Below are 18,164 nucleotides of genomic sequence, written 5' to 3' on the forward strand. Positions count from 1 at the left end.
ACGCGCTCAGGACGACGTAAATCATGCGTCTATGGAGTATTTTGGCATGACATATTTTGGCTTGTCAGTTCTCCTTCCTCTTCAGGGCTAGTCTCCTTGGGTGAAGAGAAAAAAGTATCTGCCAAATTCTTCACTGAAACTGTTTGTTGATTGGCTTCGGAGGGTTTCTCTAATTCATCATCCATATCTAAAAAAGCAGGATCAAATTCTAAGGGATCTAGTCCATCCAGGTGAGACTGGATTTTAATTTTGTAAATAATGTCTGATATGCTGTCGAAATTATATTTGATATTGGCCTGAGTCAGGCTTTTATTATCCAGGATGGCATCACATACTTTTTTCAGTTGCGAAGGCGGGAGCTTTTGTAACAAGCTGAATTCTTTTAATTGGCATTCCGGATCGCGGAACAGAGCACATAAGTGTTCAATCGTTTCATCCGAAGGCTGGTAACGGAACGTATGCGATATAGACAGCGCGCTAAATTGTTTTTTTGCATGCACCATGTCAATTATCGCCCGTAATCCATCATCCTCAATGTAGTTCCCATCGACAATTAATCGACTGATTTGGGTACTTCCTGCCAATGAGTGCGCTATGCGTATGGCATCAGGTGCCATATAGGCATTGCCATGCAGATCCAGTTCTGCAAGATTGGGTGCTGCGGCGAGATAATTACATAACTCCGTACTGTTTAAGAAGCTTAAATTATTCTCAGCTAAAGTCAGTTTACGAAGTGCAGTGCACTCTTTAAGCGAGTCAAAAAGAGGGCTGCAGTCTATTTGTCCAAGGTTTGTCTGGGATAATGTCAAACGTTCGAGTTTTTTATTTCTTTTAAGGAGGGTATCTATTTTTTGAAAATCTTTTTCCTGGAACTTCATGTCTTCAATGACCAGGCTTTGCAGTGCATTGGTCTGTTGCAGCACGTTAAACACATCACGGCCAAATGCCATTCTTTGTAATTTGAGATGGGTCAGGGTTTGGTTGGCTCCCTTTTTCAACAAAGGCAGTTTTGCATTTTCTGCGACCATAAAATTCAAACTCAGCGAAGAGAGAGGGTAATTTTGAATGCATTTGGCAAATTTATAAACTTTCTTTTTATCAAGCGGAGTTTCAACTGGCATTAAATCGATGTTCAGGCCTTGCAGATGTGGTTTATTATCCACCATGGTCAGCATGGCTTCATAAATCAATTTATTAAATTTTTTAACCGACTTGTTACTGAAATAATTAATGATGCTTTCAAGAATATTTTCACTGCGTTCCAGATGAAGCTCGGTATGAAACGCTCTGAAGGTCAGATGGGTTAAGTGCTCTTTTTGTGAAATGACCTGGCTTAATGCCTGTAGCCCTAAAACATTTTCTTTAGTGATAACCATGGATACGTCTATGGCATTTACATCTGTCCTTCGTAAATAGTCTGCTACGAATAACAGATCATCATATGTGAGTGAGCCAGTGCTGAGCTCAGCAAAACGAAATACTCCATTTTTTGTCGCTTGAAGGCATCGATCATAAGTTATAGTGCGCATCATTACTCCTCAAATCCATTTGAACAATACCCTATCAATCTAACACTGATCTGAGACGATTTGGAAGTAAATAGATCAGAAAATTTTATTTCGACACGGTCTATCCCTGGAGGTCTCTGCCATTAAGTTCTGCCGTCCCGCGGCTTGTCCGCGGGATCCAGGAATCTCACTCCGAACTTAGATCTCTGGATACCGCGGACAAGCCGCGGTACGGTGGAGTAGCGCAGTGTCCCGGAGGCCTGGAAAGCAAGCGTTCACGCTTTGTATTGAGGAAACAGCGACTCGAACTCAAGAGAGCATCTTCTCCTTGTGTCAAATAATGAATACTTAGTATCACCCAACCCCAATTCCGTTTTAGAAAAGCCGTATTGCTTTAAAATAAAGGCCAGTGGAGACTGAGGAAGCATTTTTAACCCCGAATTTTTGAAACCGACAATTTCCTCATGAGTAGGGTATGTATTATAAGGATAAGTGCCAATTGATACCGGCTGAGGATTTAATTCTAAAGTTCCCTGCACCCGCTTTTCGAGGGTGTCTAACACCATCTCCGCACCCTTAATCGCGTTAACGCAGGTGGATTCAAGAAGAGAGAGGCTATTATCTCTTGAAAAGGACATGGAAGTGACTACAGAGCCTGTATCAATACCTTTATCAATCTGATGCAGGGTTAAGGTAGTCTGCGGCAAGCCTTGATTCATAGTCCGAAATAGTGGCATCACGCCGCGAAATTGCGGCAATGCTCCGGCATGCAGATTCCATAAGAATTTGTCCTGAAACAGACCTATAAAATCAGGTTTGAATATTTTCAGGAAGCGTACCGAGAGCGCGCCATGAAATTCCTCGCTTTTTATTTCATCTAAAAAAGAGGGGGTATTGAGATTATTCACTACCTTCCAGGATACATGATGTAAGCGAGACAAATGATAAGGTGAAACGCACATGGCATCTTCTACAAGCGGTCTTTTATCAAACCGTGCGTGTAATTCCGGCAAAATATCGCGTTCAAAATAATGGTACTGACGCAGCAAGGCACAACGCTTTGTAACCGGCGTACCTGTTGAGTAGATGTTGATTTGCCAATGTTCCGGCTTCAACTTCATAAAATGATTGAGCCATACCATGGTAGATAAATCATTGCCTGCAAAAAGAGCTATTTTAAAAGAGAACAAAGGTACTCGTATAAATGGATAAGTGTTTTCTCATTTTACATTTTTATAGTGCCAATATACATACTTGACGTCAAATTTGAATAATAAAGGAACTTCTTGAGCATGCACGATCCGTTCGTGCTGAGGAGGACGGAAGCATTGGCACAGATTTTTGCCCTGATGTATGCTTCGAGACGGGGTTCCCACCCTGAGTGCTCCTCTCATAATTTTAATCTCGTAAAAAGATGTAAATAAACAGGATGATCATCGCAAGTAGCCCCTCCACCTCCGGGGGAGGGTGCCCGACAGGGTGGGTGGGGGGATCAAAAAGAGAACTTATTTAAGGTAAAAAGGTCTAAAACAACATGGTCTATTTGATAGAAACTCCTTTTTTGATCCCCCCATCCGCCCTGTCGGGCACCTTCCCCCGGAGAGGGGAAGGCGATCCTGCATAGTTCTGAGTGGTACTCAATATGAGAGGATCACTCAGGGTTCCCACCCCTCCTCAGCACGAACGGTCCGGTGGGTGGGATGAGATAATAAAACCCTTATTTTCGAGTGAACATCAGTTCTGAATAAAACCGTAACTTTTTTCGCCCTCGCACAATCCGTTCGTGCTGAGGAGGCGCGTCTTTTTGCGCCGTCTCGAAGCACTGGCACAGATTTTTTGTCTTGCCGTGAGCATAACAACAGCAGCTATTTCCCCCAGAAAAATTCTTTGAACAGCACAAAATCGGCAAGCAAACTGTAGAGAGGATATTTAAAAGTCGCAGGCCTATTCTTTTCATAAACAAAATGACCAACCCAGGCGAAGCCATAGCCAAACACGGGGGCTAGTATCAGCCACCAGAAGTTTTGGGTCACCAAAAAGAGAAACAGGCTGATAATCACCAGAGAAGTACCAATGACATGCAGCCTTATGCAAACAGGATTGCGGTGCTGTGACAAATAAAAAGAGTAAAATTCTTTAAAGTTTTTAAACTCATTCATGTCCTCTGTGCTCCTATTCCATACTGTCTCTGTTTTGTAACAGATCTTGCAAAGGCTGTGGCAGTATCGAGCGGATTTTATGGGTTAACCAGGCTTCATTTTTTTGCCATAAAATACCCAGATAAATAATACCAAAACCTATAGCGGTTAAAGCAACCGGGAAGAAATAGCTTGATGCAAAAACTTTAAACGCCAGATGACCCAGATAAAAACAAGAGCCTAAAGCACCAAAAATAACAAATACTTTTCTGCTCAAAAGAACCCCAACCAGGATCATGACCAGGTTAATACACAGATAGAAAAACTTGGATAACTCGCTGTCTGAATTTTGTGACGACATGCCACCCCAAAATGCCATTACTCCAAAGATGTAAAGCCAAAAGGCATAATCTGCTGAATTACTGGAACGTACATCAACCCAAAAGGCAATGAGCACAGTGATTAATCCAAAATACATAGACACTATAGCGCCCAGTTCATAACTATAATGGCCATCACCTATCATATAAGCCAGATCCATAGACATATACCACAAGGTTACAGCAATAGGCATAATCATAAATGGGTAACGATAAATCCAGGCTAAAATGATACCGACTATCAGTGTCCCAAACTCCATGAAAATCCAGTGCCATTTTATATAAGTGTGATAGTTTTGATAGACCGTATTGTCTGGCCACCAGCCCATGCCTTGTTGAAATCCATAAATCGCCAAAGGGGTAAGGCAAATTACAAAAGTGGCACAGATACCCGCAGGGATGATGTATCCCTTTTGATCTAGTTGATGACTCAGACCAAGGCCAAGAATTCCATAGGCCACAGAAAGAAATAATATCCCCCAACCGCCATACATTTCCCAACCCAGGTTCATAAACAAAGTCATTGCACCAATGGCTACCAGGCCGCCGAAATAATACAGCACATTGGTCAGATTGAATCCCGGCTCCTGTCCGGGCTCGTTTTTTAAAAACTGAATAAGATTATTGGCTTGCTCTTCGGTAATAATGTGTTCTGCAACCGCTTTATCCATCATGGCACGAGAAAATTTCATCATAACTCCGGACGGGTTCTTAATATGAGTATAGTCGAGCTGAGGAAGCTTGTATTTGAGGGGCTTTCTTCCTGAGCGGCACTGCAATTAAGTTAACGTGAGTTTCGGATAAGAAAGTTTTTTGAGCTAGTGTTTACTTCGATCCGTTCGGGCTGAGGAAGCGCGATAGCGCTGTCTCGAAGCCTTGGCACGGTGCTAAGATTTCGAGACGAGGCTACCGCCTCTCCTCAGCCCGAACGGCAGCGAAGTAACGACTGGATAAATCAATCGCTTATTCCTGGCGGATCCCCCGGCACTATCAACTCTACGTTGTTACTTCCGTAACCCTTCTCTGCCCCCATAACGGAATCAAGGTCATAGCCAATAAAAACAAACCACCCCACAGGGCATAAGCTACCTTGGATTCAAATTGTAAGGAAGGTGGAGGCGTCAAACTCACTAATAATGCAACCATAACACCAAACACGCCAAGTCCCGATGGAATTAATATCTTGACTCGCGTTGAAAGGGTGCTCGACCATACCAGTTTAATTGCACTGATAAAGAGCAAAAGATACATCAATAAATTAATTTGGGTGGCGGCATTAAGCATGATCCAGTAAGACGCATTGATGGTTGGGATGATCAAAAACAAAGTACTGATTACTGACACGCAAATTGCCTGCAAAACCAGCAGTCTGGCTGGAGCTTTATTCTTATTGAGTCGGGTCAGGCTTACATCAATAAACCCTTCACCAGCAGCAAAACCAAGCCCTTTAATTGGGGCGATAAGCCAATTATTCGCAGCACCTATGCAACCAATGGCAATGAGTCCATTAATAATAAACGCAAAATGTTCGCAATGCATTTTTGTAAAAAACAGTTGGATTAATTGCGGAATACTGCTAATAAAACTTAAATGCTGAGGCGGAATAATCATGGCCAGAATGATAGAACCAAACAACATGGAAAAAAATATTAAAAAGACAGAAATAATAACCGCCTTGGCAAAAGCCCCCGGCTGACTCTCTTCAGCATGCACCGCTGCCAGTTCTATCCCGCAAAAAGACAGGATAATTGCTGTCAGAGAAGTCCAGGAATAAGAGGAAGCCTGAGGAAGAATGGTTTGATTGTCTGTTGTCTGGGTAAGCCACCAATAAAATCCCATCACTATAATAATAGTGAAAGGGACTAATAATCCGGTAATAGAGCAAAAGGAATTAAAGCGGCTGGAAAGCTGAATTCCTTTCAAATTGATCCAGGTTAACCCCCAGATTAAAGTCAGGATAATAGTAAAAAGCCACAGTTTATTTTCAGCCAGGGCAGGCGAGATGCTGTATAAAAGGGTGCCTGCAATAAAGCTTAGTAAGGTTGGATAAATCAATACATTTTGTACGCATTGAAACCATATGGCCATAAAGGCTGAATTCTTCCCCATTCCTTTTTTTACCCAGCCATAAACTCCTTGTTGCGATTGACTGGAAAACCAGATCGAAACAATGGCGCAGGGCAAAAGGAAAAAAATCAGGGCGAGGCTAAAATAATGAAACAACTGACTGCCAGCCAAAGCTGCTGCCGGCAAATTACGTATGCTGTCTACGGAGCAGACAGTAATCAGGGTTAGGCTAAATACCGATAAATATTTTCTCATTTAGAATCTCAAAGACAGGCAACTTAAACCGCCATCAATTTTTTTAAACTCGCTCACGTCCAGCTCTATCACTGGAAAGCCTCGCGCGCTTATCTCTTTCAGAGTTTGCGGATAGCCTTGAGGCAAAAGTACGGTTCCATTGATGACAATGCAATTGGCTGCATACATTTCCTGAGCAGGAACTATTATTTGTTTTAACTGGCCAAGATCCGGATGGTCAACGAGCTCGCCACTAACCAAAGCATAACCTTCACCTAAATAGCTTACGCCCGTTTTAAGATGCAAAAACTCATTTAAAGATACCGTAGAAGCAGTATAACCGTATTGGGTAACCGCCCGAATCATTTGCTCTGCACCCTGGGAATTGGTTCTGGCGGACAAGCCTATGTAAAAGTGATTCTCCACTTGCAGAACATCGCCTGCTTCTAAAGTGCCTGGAGCGGTAATACGCGAGATGTGGTCACGGAAAAAATGTTGGATTGTTGTTTCAATTTCTCTGACTTCACCTTGTCTGGTGGGTGCGCCTGGTCGGGTGAGCAGAGCAAATTTGCTGGTCAGCAAACTGACGTCTTCAACAAAGCAGGAGTCAGGGTAATTTTCAAGGGCGGGCAATACGGTCACTTCCACACCACATCGCGTTAGGGCATCAATATAGTGCTGATGCTGGATCAGTGCCTTGCCATAGTCCGGTGTGCCAAGTGTTGACGAGGTAGTTAACCCATGAATCAACGATGAGGCGGGTGTGCGTACTATGGCATTTTGAAACATAAATTTAATCTCGTCAGAAAATAAAATTATCTTATCATATTTCTCAACATATTAAACAGAGTGGCTATTAATTGTTATAAGGGTGATTATCTGTGCTGTACCTATGGATTTGAGTTAGAAAGATCAGTATTCTTAAACTCATTGCCCGGTTAAAAATGGATTTTATCTCATGCCTTCACCTCATTATGACATAGTACTTCTGACTCAGAAGGAATATGTGAATCCTCACCATGTAGAAGCATACATAGATAATATATTGACAGAAGACCGCCTGTTAACCGCTGCTCTCGAGCAAAAGGGATTTAAGGTGGCTCGTACCTCATGGGATGATAGTCAGTTTGACTGGAGTAATGCGGATTTTGCCTTGTTTCGCGCTACCTGGGATTATTTTCATCGTTTTAATGAGTTTCATCATTGGCTAAACAATCAAAAAGACCAGATTCACTTTATAAATCCTTATTCTGTTATTCAATGGAATATGGATAAGCATTACCTCGGCGACTTGCGCGCAAAAGGAGTGAATATTCCTCCTACCGTTTTTTTGGAGAAAGGTGAGCTGAGCAGTTTGAAAGATAGGGTTCTGCAAACCGGTTGGAATAAAGCCATATTAAAACCGGCTATTGCGGGAGCAGCTCGCCATACTTATCTTTTGGATGCTGCTTCAGCAGATCAGTATCAGGATGTATTTCAACAATTAATCAGCAGTGAATCCATGTTGCTTCAGGAGTTTCAGGAGCAGATTGTGTCTAAAGGCGAAGTGTCTTTTATGGTCTTTGGCGGTAAATACAGCCATGCGGTTTTAAAGAAAGTAAAATCAGGCGACTTCAGGGTTCAGGATGATTTTGGTGGCACTTTGCACGACTATACTGCATCGAAAGAAGAAAGAGAGTTTGTTGAACATGCAATAGCGCAATGTGATGTCTTGCCAGTGTATGCCCGTGCTGATGTGATGTGGGATAATCAGGGCAAACTGTGTCTGTCAGAACTGGAAATGATAGAACCTGAGCTTTGGTTCAGAAGAGAGGAACATTCGGCCAAAGCTATGGCGGAAGCGGTGTCTGCTTATATGGCGCAGGTCAAATAATTTTAAACAACAGGGATGGCTCTTATGAATAAAAAAATTGTTCCATTATTCATGTTATCTCTGGTCAGCTGTAATGCATTGGCTGTATCAGAGCGGATGGTCTGGGGAAAATCTCGTCTGTTTTCATTAACAGATGCCAAGGCTTCGGGAAAAACGTTAATCCAGGCCGCTGTTCCAGTGTCGCAAAACTATCAATTGAAACCTGTGGAATCTGCGTCTGATACTGATCCGCGAGCAGTCCGTTATCAAATTTATTATAAAGATATTCCCATTTGGGGACGTCAGCTTATCCTGCATAAGGAAAAGGATAAAAGTGACTTTTTCACTGGTGTGGATATTCTGGAAATTGAAAAGGACATTCACAGTCTGGAAGGGAAACGCTCTGCTGATGAAGTAGAGAAAAAGATATTAGCCACTATTCACGATACAATTATTTATAAAAATATAGAAAAAGTGATTTATATTGATACGAATAAAAAAGCACATCTGGCGTATCACTTGCGGATCTATACTAATAGTCCCGACACTTTTGTTGCTTCACCCAATTATATTATTGATGCGGATTCGGGTGAAATCCTCAAGCAGTGGGATGATTTAAATCATAAAAGGATAGGGCAAGGTCTTGGCGGGAATGTGTTTGTACTGCCATATCGTGGCGGCTTGTTCCAACACGGTACTTCTCAGGGAGAAATTCCCGCTTTGGGCAAGTTTGATGTCAGGGTCAGCGGTACTACCTGTTATGTAGAAACTCCTGAAATAAAAGTTATTAATACGGAACAAACGGATATTGATAAAGGTTCATTCCCCATTTTAAGTGTCGTGGAATTTTTTAAACGACCACCGGTTTTTTCTTATCCTTGTAGTGAGCAAACTCATTACGTGAATCGTAATGACGGAGGAAGTGCGCCTGCGAATTTCAGTTTTTCAGCAATAAACGACACCATGTATTTCGCAGGCGTTACTTTGGATATGTACAAGAAACACTATGGCATAGCCAAGCCATTGGGGAATGATTTACCTTTACGCGCTTACACTCACATTAAACATTTTGATAATGCCTTTGCAGTGCCGTCAATTAAAATAAAAGGCATCTACATTATGCATCAGCAAATAGTAATTGGTGATGGCGATACTTTTTTAACCGCGCCAGCGCAGGGAACCCTTGCTCATGAGTTATCACATAACTTTACTCGTCTGCATTCCAATTTGGTTTATGAGGGGCATTCAGGTGGAATTAATGAATCTTTTTCCGATATGGCATCCATTGCAATGCAGGATTATTTGCGCCAGGAATTTCCCTGGTATTGGGACGGTCGTGACTGGTCTATAGGGCGTGAAGCAATGATCGGCAGTAAGGCCATACGTTATATGGATAACCCCACGCAAGATGGAGAGTCCATTGATAATGCCAGTTCTTATTATGAAGGATTAAACGTCCATCATTCCAGCGGCGTATTCAATAAAGCCTTTTACTTATTAGCAAACAAGCCGGGTTGGTCGGTACGAAAAGCTTTTCAGGTGATGGTCGACGCCAACATAAAATACTGGACACCCGCCACCCACTTTGACCCCGCCGCCTGTGGTGTAATCCAGGCAACGGCAGACAGAAAATACGATAAACGCAGTGTTATCGAGGCCTTTGCAGCAGTAGGAGTGACTTGCCCACTTAAATCACTAACAGGATAAAATTCTCAAGGTCTTGGACGAGGCGGTAGCCCGGTCTGCTTGCGGCCGGGATTGAAGTGGCAATGAACTTTATAAGAAGTACCAATGCAAAAGTCCTGCGCAAGAAACCCCTTAACCTAAGCGTGTCTTTTAGGGAAACCTGCATCCATGCGGTCGGTGTGCGCGTCCCTGCGCACAACGCCCTAAAAGACACGCTTAGGTCAAGGGCTTTCCGAGAGATTGTGCCAACGTTGCAGAGAGCGTAAATCTGAATTCCGGCACAGTCTGTAGCCCGGTCTGCTCGCAGCCGGGATCGGAGTACGCCCAATCACGGCTGCAAGCAGACCGGGCTACCGCCTGTTCTACACATCTTGCCATTCCCCGATCCACGTCGTCCTGAGCGCGTCTTTTTGCGCGAAGGATCTCCTGAAAGTGGCATGGTGTCAGTATTTGGAGCTCCTTCGCACCAAAAGACGTGCTCAGGACGACGTGAATCCGGGAAAAGCATAACCCGATACTCCGCCGTCCCGCGGCTTGTCCGCGGGATCCAGAGAACTCACTCCGATCTCAGTTCCCAGGACAACGTGGTAGCGATAGCGTAATACGGGAAATATCCATAATCCCATTCATTTTAACAATAGACAGTGATAACATCCTCCCGCTTTGTCGTATTTCAGGGATAGAAGGTTATATGAATAAGGGAATGAACTCTTTTGTATTACTCGTTGCACTGATTGCCGGATTTGGCGGGTTTCTTTTTGGCTTTGATTCCAGCGTGATTGCTGATGTGAAAGATCAGGTGGTGACGCAGCTTAATCTTTCCGAGTGGCAGTGGGCTGAGGTAGTCAGTATCAGCATACTGGGTTGTGTTTTGGGTATTCCTCTAAGTGGCTTGTTTGCCGACCGGCTTAGCCGACGCTTTTTATTAAAATCAGTGGCTTTGGGTTTTATCGCCGGCACTACTTTATGCGCCCTGGCTCAGGAATTTTACACCTTGTTATCAGGCCGTTTTATCATTGGCATTTGCATAGGCATTGCCTCTTATATCGCTCCTTTATTTATAGCGGAAATAGCTCCGCCCGATCGCAGGGGGACGCTTATTTTAATTAATGGTTTAACCATCACACTGGGGCAAGCCATTGCTTATCTGATTGGTTATCTGTTTCATGATTATTCGGCAACCAGCTGGCGCTTTCTCTTCTGGATTGGAAGTGTACCTGCTTTGGTTTTATTTTTAGGAATGTATTTTGTACCCCATTCTCCGCGCTGGATTATGAAGCATAAAGGCCGAGACGAAGCTCTAAAGGCATTAAAGAAAATCCGACCGGAACATTATAACCTTCATCACGAACTGGATGAGATAGACGCCACTTTAAACACTGGCAAAACCGGTTACCGTCTGCTGTTTAAAATACCTATTCTTTCTGTATTGCTGGTAGGCATTATCCTTGGCCTGTTCCAGCAGTTTTCAGGTATTAATGTCGTGATGTATTACGGTCCAGTGATTTTTGAATCGGCAGGTTTTTCCCCAGTAAAAAATGCGATTCTCGCAACGTTTTGCATGGGCGTGATTAATTTCCTCTTCACCATAGTAACTTTATTTTACATTGATAAACTGGGAAGACGATTTTTATTATTAAGCGGAACTGCAATTGCAGCAATCAGCCTGTTTATGGTCAGCTTATTATTCAATCATCCAGTACACGGGCAAAAATTCTGGATATTGGCTTCTTTTTCTGTGTACGTTCTGGGTTATTGCATCAGCGTAGGCTCTCTGTTCTGGGTTTTAATCTCGGAAATTTATCCCTTACAGGTGCGTGGAATGGCGATGAGTATTGCAACGGTCATGCAATGGGCGGCCAATTTTATCGTGTCCCTTTCTTTTCTTTCCATTTATCAGTCTTATGGACAAGTCATTACCTTTTCCCTGTTTGGCCTGCTGTGCTTCCTGGCTTTTGTCTTTGTTTATTATTTTATTCCTGAAACCACAGGAGTGTCTCTGGAGAAAATTGAAGCAAATTTAATGGCCGGTAAAAAAATCAGGGATATAGGAAAACCTTTATCCACGTCAGCAAAAACAAAAGAATTTGAACTTATTATGGATTAAAAAATGAATAATAAAACATGTCGTATAGGAATAGTGGGTGCAGGACGAATTGGCAAGCTGCACGCTGAGAATATCAAGTATCATTTGCCACAGTTTGATTTACGGGTCGTAGCGGATCCGCAACTGGACCAACAGTGGGGCGATAAGTTGTCTGTTTCCTGTTTATCCACTAAAGTTGAAGACGTTTTATTTCACCCTGATTTGGATGCCGTAATTATTGCATCTCCTTCGCATTTGCATTTGGAACAAATCAAGGCGGCAAGTGAATCGGGCAAAGCCATTTTCTGTGAAAAGCCTATAGGTCTTGATGAAGAGGAAATTGTTTCCGCATTGCAGGTTGTTGAGGCTAACAAAACGCTGTTGCAATTAGGATTTAATCGCCGTTTCGATCCCAGTTTTGCCAATTTGCAAAAGAGGGTACAGGAAGGTGAATTGGGTGCACCTCATATCGTTAAAATCACTTCTCGTGATCCTGCTTGCCCAAGCAAGGAGTATTGTGCAACATCGGGCGGTATCTTCATGGACATGACCATACATGATTTTGATATGGCACGATTTGTTACTCAGTCTGAAGTCGTTGAAGTATATGCAACCGGTGCTGTATTAATTAATCCCGATTTTGAAGCCTTTAATGATGTGGATACCGCACTGATTCAACTGCGTTTTGCCAATGGTGCTTTGGGGATTATCGATAACAGCAGACAGGCTGTTTATGGCTATGATCAACGTGTTGAAGTCTTTGGCCAGAAAGGTATGTTGCTGGCCGCAAATCAATTGCAACATTCTGTAATGCACTATTCATCACAGACTACGGCTCAGGCCAATCCACAGTATTTTTTCCTGGAACGTTATCAGCAGGCTTATCTGACTGAACTGCATTCATTCTATGATGCTTGGGCAAATAATAAAGCAAGCCCTGTATCGGGTGAGGATGGTTTGCAAGCCTTGCGTATTGCCAAAGCGGCAAAGCGTTCGCTGGAAAGCGGTTTACCTGTCGCAGTGAATTGAGGTGTGTATGAACCATCCTGTATTTTATTATGACGAGCAACGTCCTATTGATTTAATTTGCATGGGACGAGTCGCCGTAGATCTTTATGCTGAGCAGGTAGGAAGCAATTTAAGAGACGTCCAGAGCTTTAAAAAATATCTGGGAGGCTGTGCGGGAAACATTGCAGTAGGCACCGCACGCCTTGGTTTGAACACCATGATGTTTTCCTGTGTTGGGCAGGATGAAATGGGGATGTTTTTAAAGGCGGAACTGGCGCGTGAGGGGGTTAATACCGAGTTGTTGTATGAAACAGCGAACCATTTGACTGGCCTTGTTTTATTGGGTATTAAACCGCCTGATCAATTCCCTTTGATGTTTTATCGTAAAGACTGTGCTGACATGCAATTAAAGGCAGAGCAAATCAGTCCGGATACGTTACGTAGCAGTAAAGCATTTTTGATTACTGGTACTGGTCTGTCTACAGAGGCAATGAAAGAGACCACATTAAGTTTGGTACAGGCTGCGAGAAAGGCTGAAACTGCAGTAATACTTGATTTGGATTTTCGTCCCGTACTTTGGGGGCTAACTGCTGCGGGTAATGGCGAATCCCGTTACTGCCACAGCCCGCGAGTGAGTCAGAGTTATCAGGAGATTTTGCCTTTTTGTGATTTGCTAGTAGGAACTGAAGAAGAACTGTGTATTGCCGGCGGCTCTGATGATATTGAACAGTCTTTGGCTAATATCAGAAAGCTTACTTCTGTGCCCTTGGTAATTAAATCCGGCGAAAAGGGGGCTCGAGTGTGTTTTGGCAATGGCAAACCCTCTTTGCAAGCTAAACCCTATCCGGTGCCTGTTTTAAATGTGCTGGGAGCAGGGGATGGCTTCATGTCCGGTTTATTATCCGGTTTACTGCAAGGCAAATCCTGGGAGCTAGCGACAACCTATGCCAATGCTTGCGGTGCTTTGGTAGTAACCCGCCATGGTTGCGCGCCCGCCATTCCCTTTAAAAAGGAACTCGATTATTTTATTGAGCACTATGATCAGAATCCTGACGTCTGGAACAGTACCCGTCTTAACCGATTGCATGAGCAGGGTACTGCTCCAATAAAACCTCAGGCTCTGATTAAAAATCCGCAGGGTTTTGCAGAAGGCTTGAATGCAATAGTCAGTATGGAGCATTCCCTGCCGGATGTGGGGATGAATTTCAGTTCTCTGAAACTGGCCATGGGACAAAAGCATTTTTTCACCAAAGAATATGAGTTTGCGGCTTTATTGATGACGGGCAAAGTTTTGTTTGATTTTGATGGGCAAAGCATTGAGGCACAGCGCTGTGATTATTTTTCCCAGTCACCTATAGTGCTGCATTGTCCGGAAGGCCAAATTGCGTCAGTCAGTGCCTTGACTGATTGTGAGGTTTTAGTGATTGAAACAGCGAATGAGAAACAATTTAAACCAATGCTATTTAATGAGTTTAATCTTGTCGAGCTGGATAACAGGGGTAAAGATCTGCTGGATGACACTTCGTACCGCATTGTGAGAACCGTTTTTGACAAACGTAACAGGCCTGAGTCCAATCTGGTGGTCGGCGAAATCATCACCTTCCAGGGGCGTTGGTCAAGTTATCCATCACATCAGCACGAGCAACCGGAAATTTATCATTACCGCTTTTCGGAACCGCAAGGTTATGCCTTTGGTGAGCAGGGCAAAGAAGTGTTAAGAATAGAGCATTACGATACCTATCAAATTGGCAAAGGCCTTGAACACGCCCACTGCGCAGCTCCGGGTTATGCGCTTTATACGCTCTGGTTTATCCGCCACTTACAGGATAATCCTTATTTGGTCCCTACCTTTAAAAAGGAACATGAATGGACCCGCACAGTCAAAGCAAACAAAAGGGTTTTCAATATTTCATCTGTGGTGTAATTGTAAGAAAGCTTAACTGTTCCGCTCCCTGACGGATCCGCGTCGTCCTGAGCGCGTCTTTTTGCGCGAAGGATCTCCTGAAATTGGCACATTACCGGTATTTGGAGATCCTTCGCGCAAAAAGACGCGCTCAGGACGACGCGGATCCGTCAGGAAGCGGAACTTTTTTGCAGTACGAAGCCCAATCGCACAACGCAGTTGAATCGAAAGAGATTTAAACTGGATTTTTAATATGTAACATAACGGAGCGGCTGTAATGAAAATAAAACTTACCATGGCTCAGGCCTTGTTAAAATTTCTCGCTAATCAATATGTGGCTATAGACGGACAAGAGCAGCAATTTGTTCACGGTGTTTTTGGTATTTTTGGCCATGGCAATGTAACGGGTTTAGGTGAAGCTCTTGAATACGATAGTAATGGCCTGATTTTTTATCAGGGACATAATGAACAGGGAATGGCCCATGCCGCTACTGCTTATGCAAAACAAAAAAACAGATTAGGTATCCTGGCCTGCACTTCATCAATAGGACCAGGTGCTACCAATATGATCACGGCTGCAGCCACAGCGACCACCAATCGTATTCCATTACTTTTATTACCCGGCGATATCTTCAGCAGCAGACAGCCAGACCCTGTTCTTCAACAACTTGAAGTTCCTCATGATTATTCAATATCAGTCAATGATTGTTTTAAACCCGTAAGTAAATATTGGGACCGAATCAGTCGCCCTGAACAATTAGTGACAGCCTGTATGCAGGCTATGAGAGTATTAACTGATCCGGCAGAAACAGGAGCTGTGACCCTGTGCCTGCCTCAGGATGTTCAGGCCGAATCTTTTGAATACGACAGTTCCTTTTTTGCAAAAAGGGTTTGGCATATCGAAAGGGATGCCTTAAGTGAGCGTGCCGTAGCGGCAGCAGTTCACTTGTTGCGCCATGCCCAAAAACCTTTGATCATTGCTGGCGGTGGGGTGCATTATTCTTTTGCTACGGAGTGTCTGGCGGATTTTGCAACACGTCATGCTATTCCCGTTGCAGAAACTCAGGCAGGTAAAAGCAGCTTGTCTGCGGAGCATCCTCTGAATGCAGGTGGCATTGGTGTTACAGGATCTGAAGTAGCCAATTGCCTGGCTGCACAGGCTGATGTATTACTTGTCGTAGGCTCAAGACTGCAGGATTTTACCACCGCTTCGAAATGGGGGTTTAAAAATCCCGAATGTCAGATCATTCATCTTAATGTGTCACGTCTGGATGCAATGAAAATGAATGCCTTGATGCTGAAAGGCGATGCAAAAACAGGGCTTGAGCAGATTTCCCTGAAACTTGGGACGTATCAGACTCCGGTATCTTATCAACACTTGATTCAACAATATCAGCGCGAATGGTCTCTGGAGAGAGCCAAGGTATGTTCGCCCCCGAAAGAAAGTACGGGTTTGCATCAAACAGCTGTTTTAGAGATGATCAACCAGTTTGCAAAACCTGATGATGTAGTCATTGGTGCTGCAGGGAGCTTACCTGGTGATTTGCATCGTTTATGGAAATCGAAAAAGCCCAAAGATTATCATCTGGAATATGCCTATTCCTGCATGGGCTATGAAGTAGCCGCAGGTTTAGGCGTTCGTCTGGCCAAAGGCAACTCGCCCGGAGAGGTTTATGTTTTGGTCGGTGATGGCAGTTTTGTCATGATGCACTCTGAACTGTTAACCAGTATTCAGGAACATAAGAAAATAACAGTAGTGATTTTTGATAACCATGGCTTTCAGTGTATCCGCAATTTACAGGAAGGAAATGGCAGTCAGGGCTTTGGCAATGAGTTTCGTTACAGGCACGCCCAGACGAACAGGTTAACCGGTAATTACTTGCCTGTAGATTTTTGTCTTTATGCTGCAGGCCTTGGGGCAAAAACCTTTTTAGCTGAATCTTATGAACAATTGGGTTCTGCTCTGGAACAGGCACAAGCGCAGGAACAAACCTCGGTGATTGTGGTACCTGTTTTACCGAAAACCATGAGTCATGGTTATCAGACCTGGTGGCGGGTTGGGGTTGCTGAGGTGTCTAAATCAGACGCGGTGCTTGCTGCTCATGAGGCAATGGAAGAGCAGGTTAAATATACGAAAATGTATTAAGGAATAATGATGGATATAAAACTGGGAATAGCACCTATTAACTGGTGCAATGATGATGATCCAAACCTGGGTAAAGAAATCAGTTTTGAACAATGCATCAGTGAAATGGCTAGGGCCGGGTATACAGGAACTGAGTTAGGTAATAAATATCCGCGCGAAATATCCGTATTGAAAGAAGCATTAAGTTATCAGGGTTTGCAGTTATCCAGTGCCTGGTTCAGTACTTATTTTACTGAATCCGAACGACATGATGAAACTTTGTCACGTTTTCTTGAACATTTGAGTTTTATGAAGGCTATGGGGGCTGAGTTTATTAATATTTGCGAATGTGGACATGCTATTCAGGGAGCTGATTTACCCGTTATAAGTCCGCATAAGCCTGAATTTTCTGAAACGCAATGGCGTAGTCTTATTCAGGGCATACATACTTTGGGACGAATAGCTCATGATCATCAGATGAACCTTGTGTATCACTATCATGCCGGAACCGGGGTGTATTCAGAAAATGAAATTGATTATCTCATGGAACATACTAGCCCAGCTTTGCTCTCCCTGTTGCTTGACACAGGACATGCTGTTTTTGCGGGAGTTGATCCCTTGAGTTTGGTCAGAAAATACGGTGAGCGAATTCGTTATGTCCATCTTAAAGACATTCGTGCTGAGGTATTACAACAGGTAGAAAGTGAGCAGATGAATTTTATGGATGCAGTCAGGGCCGGGGTGTTTACCGTTCCAGGTGATGGTTGTATCGATTTTGCCCCTGTTTTGAATGCGCTCAGGGAATATCAGTATAAAGGATGGATGATCGTAGAAGCAGAACAGGATCCAGCCAAAGCCCCCCCTTTGGAATATGCTCAGAAGGCAATGGAGTATTTAAAGCCTTTGGTGAGCGATTGATTGCAGCGTAGCCCGGTCTGCTTGCAGCCGGGATCGATGTAGATCGGGGACAATGAAGGATGCCCCGGCTACAGTGGTTCTGTGCTGCAACAAAAGTTCCGCTTCCTGACGGTCGCGGCTCGGTTTTCGATGCACGATGAAGCATCGGCGAACGCACGAAAACCGAGCCGCGACCGTTAGGAAGCGGAACAGTTATACGGTCACGTGCTTTATTTCTTGCTCCGGACTTTCGCTTGGAGCCTCTTGGGGTTATGTCAGG

General features: G+C 43.7%; 13 protein-coding genes. 7 read left to right on the forward strand and 6 right to left on the reverse strand.

Features of this window, described 5'->3' with window-relative positions:
* Window positions 1-29 precede the first annotated feature (29 nt).
* From B094_RS0112540 to B094_RS0112565, 6 genes are all read right to left on the reverse strand, one after another.
* Window positions 30-1,532 carry a leucine-rich repeat domain-containing protein gene (locus tag B094_RS0112540; RefSeq protein ID WP_155823883.1) on the reverse strand — a complete coding sequence of 501 codons (1,503 nt, stop codon included), beginning with the start codon at window positions 1,530-1,532 and terminating at the stop codon, window positions 30-32.
* A 251-nt stretch (window positions 1,533-1,783) separates the two neighbouring features.
* Entirely contained in the window at window positions 1,784-2,698 is a 915-nt protein-coding gene (locus B094_RS0112545) for a formyltransferase family protein (protein WP_018578160.1), read from the reverse strand.
* A gap of 675 nt (window positions 2,699-3,373) precedes the next feature.
* Window positions 3,374-3,667 (reverse strand): Mpo1-like protein, encoded by a 294-nt coding sequence (locus B094_RS0112550; RefSeq protein WP_018578161.1) that lies wholly within the window; start codon window positions 3,665-3,667, stop codon window positions 3,374-3,376.
* Window positions 3,668-3,680: 13 nt separating this feature from the next.
* Window positions 3,681-4,718: a hypothetical protein gene (locus B094_RS0112555; protein ID WP_018578162.1), complete on the reverse strand. Its 1,038-nt coding sequence runs from the start codon at window positions 4,716-4,718 to the stop codon at window positions 3,681-3,683.
* A 304-nt stretch (window positions 4,719-5,022) separates the two neighbouring features.
* Window positions 5,023-6,348: an APC family permease gene (locus tag B094_RS0112560; protein WP_018578163.1), complete on the reverse strand. Its 1,326-nt coding sequence runs from the start codon at window positions 6,346-6,348 to the stop codon at window positions 5,023-5,025.
* On the reverse strand, window positions 6,349-7,116 hold the full coding sequence (locus B094_RS0112565; RefSeq protein ID WP_018578164.1) for a dimethylarginine dimethylaminohydrolase family protein: 768 nt from the start codon (window positions 7,114-7,116) through the stop codon (window positions 6,349-6,351).
* 169 nt (window positions 7,117-7,285) lie between these two features.
* On the opposite strand from B094_RS0112565, the gene B094_RS0112570 reads away from it, so the two are divergent.
* The 7 genes from B094_RS0112570 to iolE all read left to right on the forward strand — a co-directional run bounded on the left by B094_RS0112570 (window position 7,286) and on the right by iolE (window position 17,905).
* The gene (locus B094_RS0112570) at window positions 7,286-8,200 is read left to right on the forward strand and encodes an ATP-grasp domain-containing protein (protein ID WP_018578165.1); all 915 of its coding nucleotides are present in this window, start codon (window positions 7,286-7,288) and stop codon (window positions 8,198-8,200) included.
* A gap of 24 nt (window positions 8,201-8,224) precedes the next feature.
* A complete protein-coding gene (locus B094_RS0112575; protein WP_018578166.1) occupies window positions 8,225-9,886 on the forward strand; it encodes a M4 family metallopeptidase in 1,662 nt (553 codons plus the stop codon).
* A 670-nt stretch (window positions 9,887-10,556) separates the two neighbouring features.
* Entirely contained in the window at window positions 10,557-11,972 is a 1,416-nt protein-coding gene (locus B094_RS0112580; protein WP_018578167.1) for a sugar porter family MFS transporter, read from the forward strand.
* 3 nt (window positions 11,973-11,975) lie between these two features.
* A complete protein-coding gene (iolG, locus tag B094_RS0112585; protein ID WP_018578168.1) occupies window positions 11,976-12,980 on the forward strand; it encodes an inositol 2-dehydrogenase in 1,005 nt (334 codons plus the stop codon).
* Window positions 12,981-12,987: 7 nt separating this feature from the next.
* Window positions 12,988-14,883 (forward strand): 5-dehydro-2-deoxygluconokinase, encoded by a 1,896-nt coding sequence (gene iolC, locus B094_RS0112590; RefSeq protein WP_018578169.1) that lies wholly within the window; start codon window positions 12,988-12,990, stop codon window positions 14,881-14,883.
* A gap of 256 nt (window positions 14,884-15,139) precedes the next feature.
* On the forward strand, window positions 15,140-17,008 hold the full coding sequence (gene iolD, locus B094_RS0112600) for a 3D-(3,5/4)-trihydroxycyclohexane-1,2-dione acylhydrolase (decyclizing) (protein WP_018578171.1): 1,869 nt from the start codon (window positions 15,140-15,142) through the stop codon (window positions 17,006-17,008).
* Between the two features lie 9 nt (window positions 17,009-17,017).
* Window positions 17,018-17,905: a myo-inosose-2 dehydratase gene (gene iolE / locus B094_RS0112605; RefSeq protein WP_018578172.1), complete on the forward strand. Its 888-nt coding sequence runs from the start codon at window positions 17,018-17,020 to the stop codon at window positions 17,903-17,905.
* The last annotated feature ends 259 nt before the right edge of the window (window positions 17,906-18,164 follow it).

The sequence above is a fragment of the Legionella shakespearei DSM 23087 genome, from assembly GCF_000373765.1.
Taxonomy (GTDB): domain Bacteria; phylum Pseudomonadota; class Gammaproteobacteria; order Legionellales; family Legionellaceae; genus Legionella; species Legionella shakespearei.

Bases quoted from the DNA above. Each gene is read 5' to 3' on its own strand.
- B094_RS0112560 (WP_018578163.1), bottom strand. From the start codon at position 6,348: ATGAGAAAATATTTATCGGTATTTAGCCTAACCCTGATTACTGTCTGC.
- iolD (WP_018578171.1), top strand. From the start codon at position 15,140: ATGAAAATAAAACTTACCATGGCTCAGGCCTTGTTAAAATTTCTCGCT.
- B094_RS0112550 (WP_018578161.1), bottom strand. From the start codon at position 3,667: ATGAATGAGTTTAAAAACTTTAAAGAATTTTACTCTTTTTATTTGTCA.
- iolE (WP_018578172.1), top strand. From the start codon at position 17,018: ATGGATATAAAACTGGGAATAGCACCTATTAACTGGTGCAATGATGAT.
- iolC (WP_018578169.1), top strand. From the start codon at position 12,988: ATGAACCATCCTGTATTTTATTATGACGAGCAACGTCCTATTGATTTA.
- B094_RS0112540 (WP_155823883.1), bottom strand. From the start codon at position 1,532: ATGATGCGCACTATAACTTATGATCGATGCCTTCAAGCGACAAAAAAT.
- B094_RS0112570 (WP_018578165.1), top strand. From the start codon at position 7,286: ATGCCTTCACCTCATTATGACATAGTACTTCTGACTCAGAAGGAATAT.
- B094_RS0112565 (WP_018578164.1), bottom strand. From the start codon at position 7,116: ATGTTTCAAAATGCCATAGTACGCACACCCGCCTCATCGTTGATTCAT.
- B094_RS0112575 (WP_018578166.1), top strand. From the start codon at position 8,225: ATGAATAAAAAAATTGTTCCATTATTCATGTTATCTCTGGTCAGCTGT.
- B094_RS0112580 (WP_018578167.1), top strand. From the start codon at position 10,557: ATGAATAAGGGAATGAACTCTTTTGTATTACTCGTTGCACTGATTGCC.
- iolG (WP_018578168.1), top strand. From the start codon at position 11,976: ATGAATAATAAAACATGTCGTATAGGAATAGTGGGTGCAGGACGAATT.
- B094_RS0112555 (WP_018578162.1), bottom strand. From the start codon at position 4,718: ATGAAATTTTCTCGTGCCATGATGGATAAAGCGGTTGCAGAACACATT.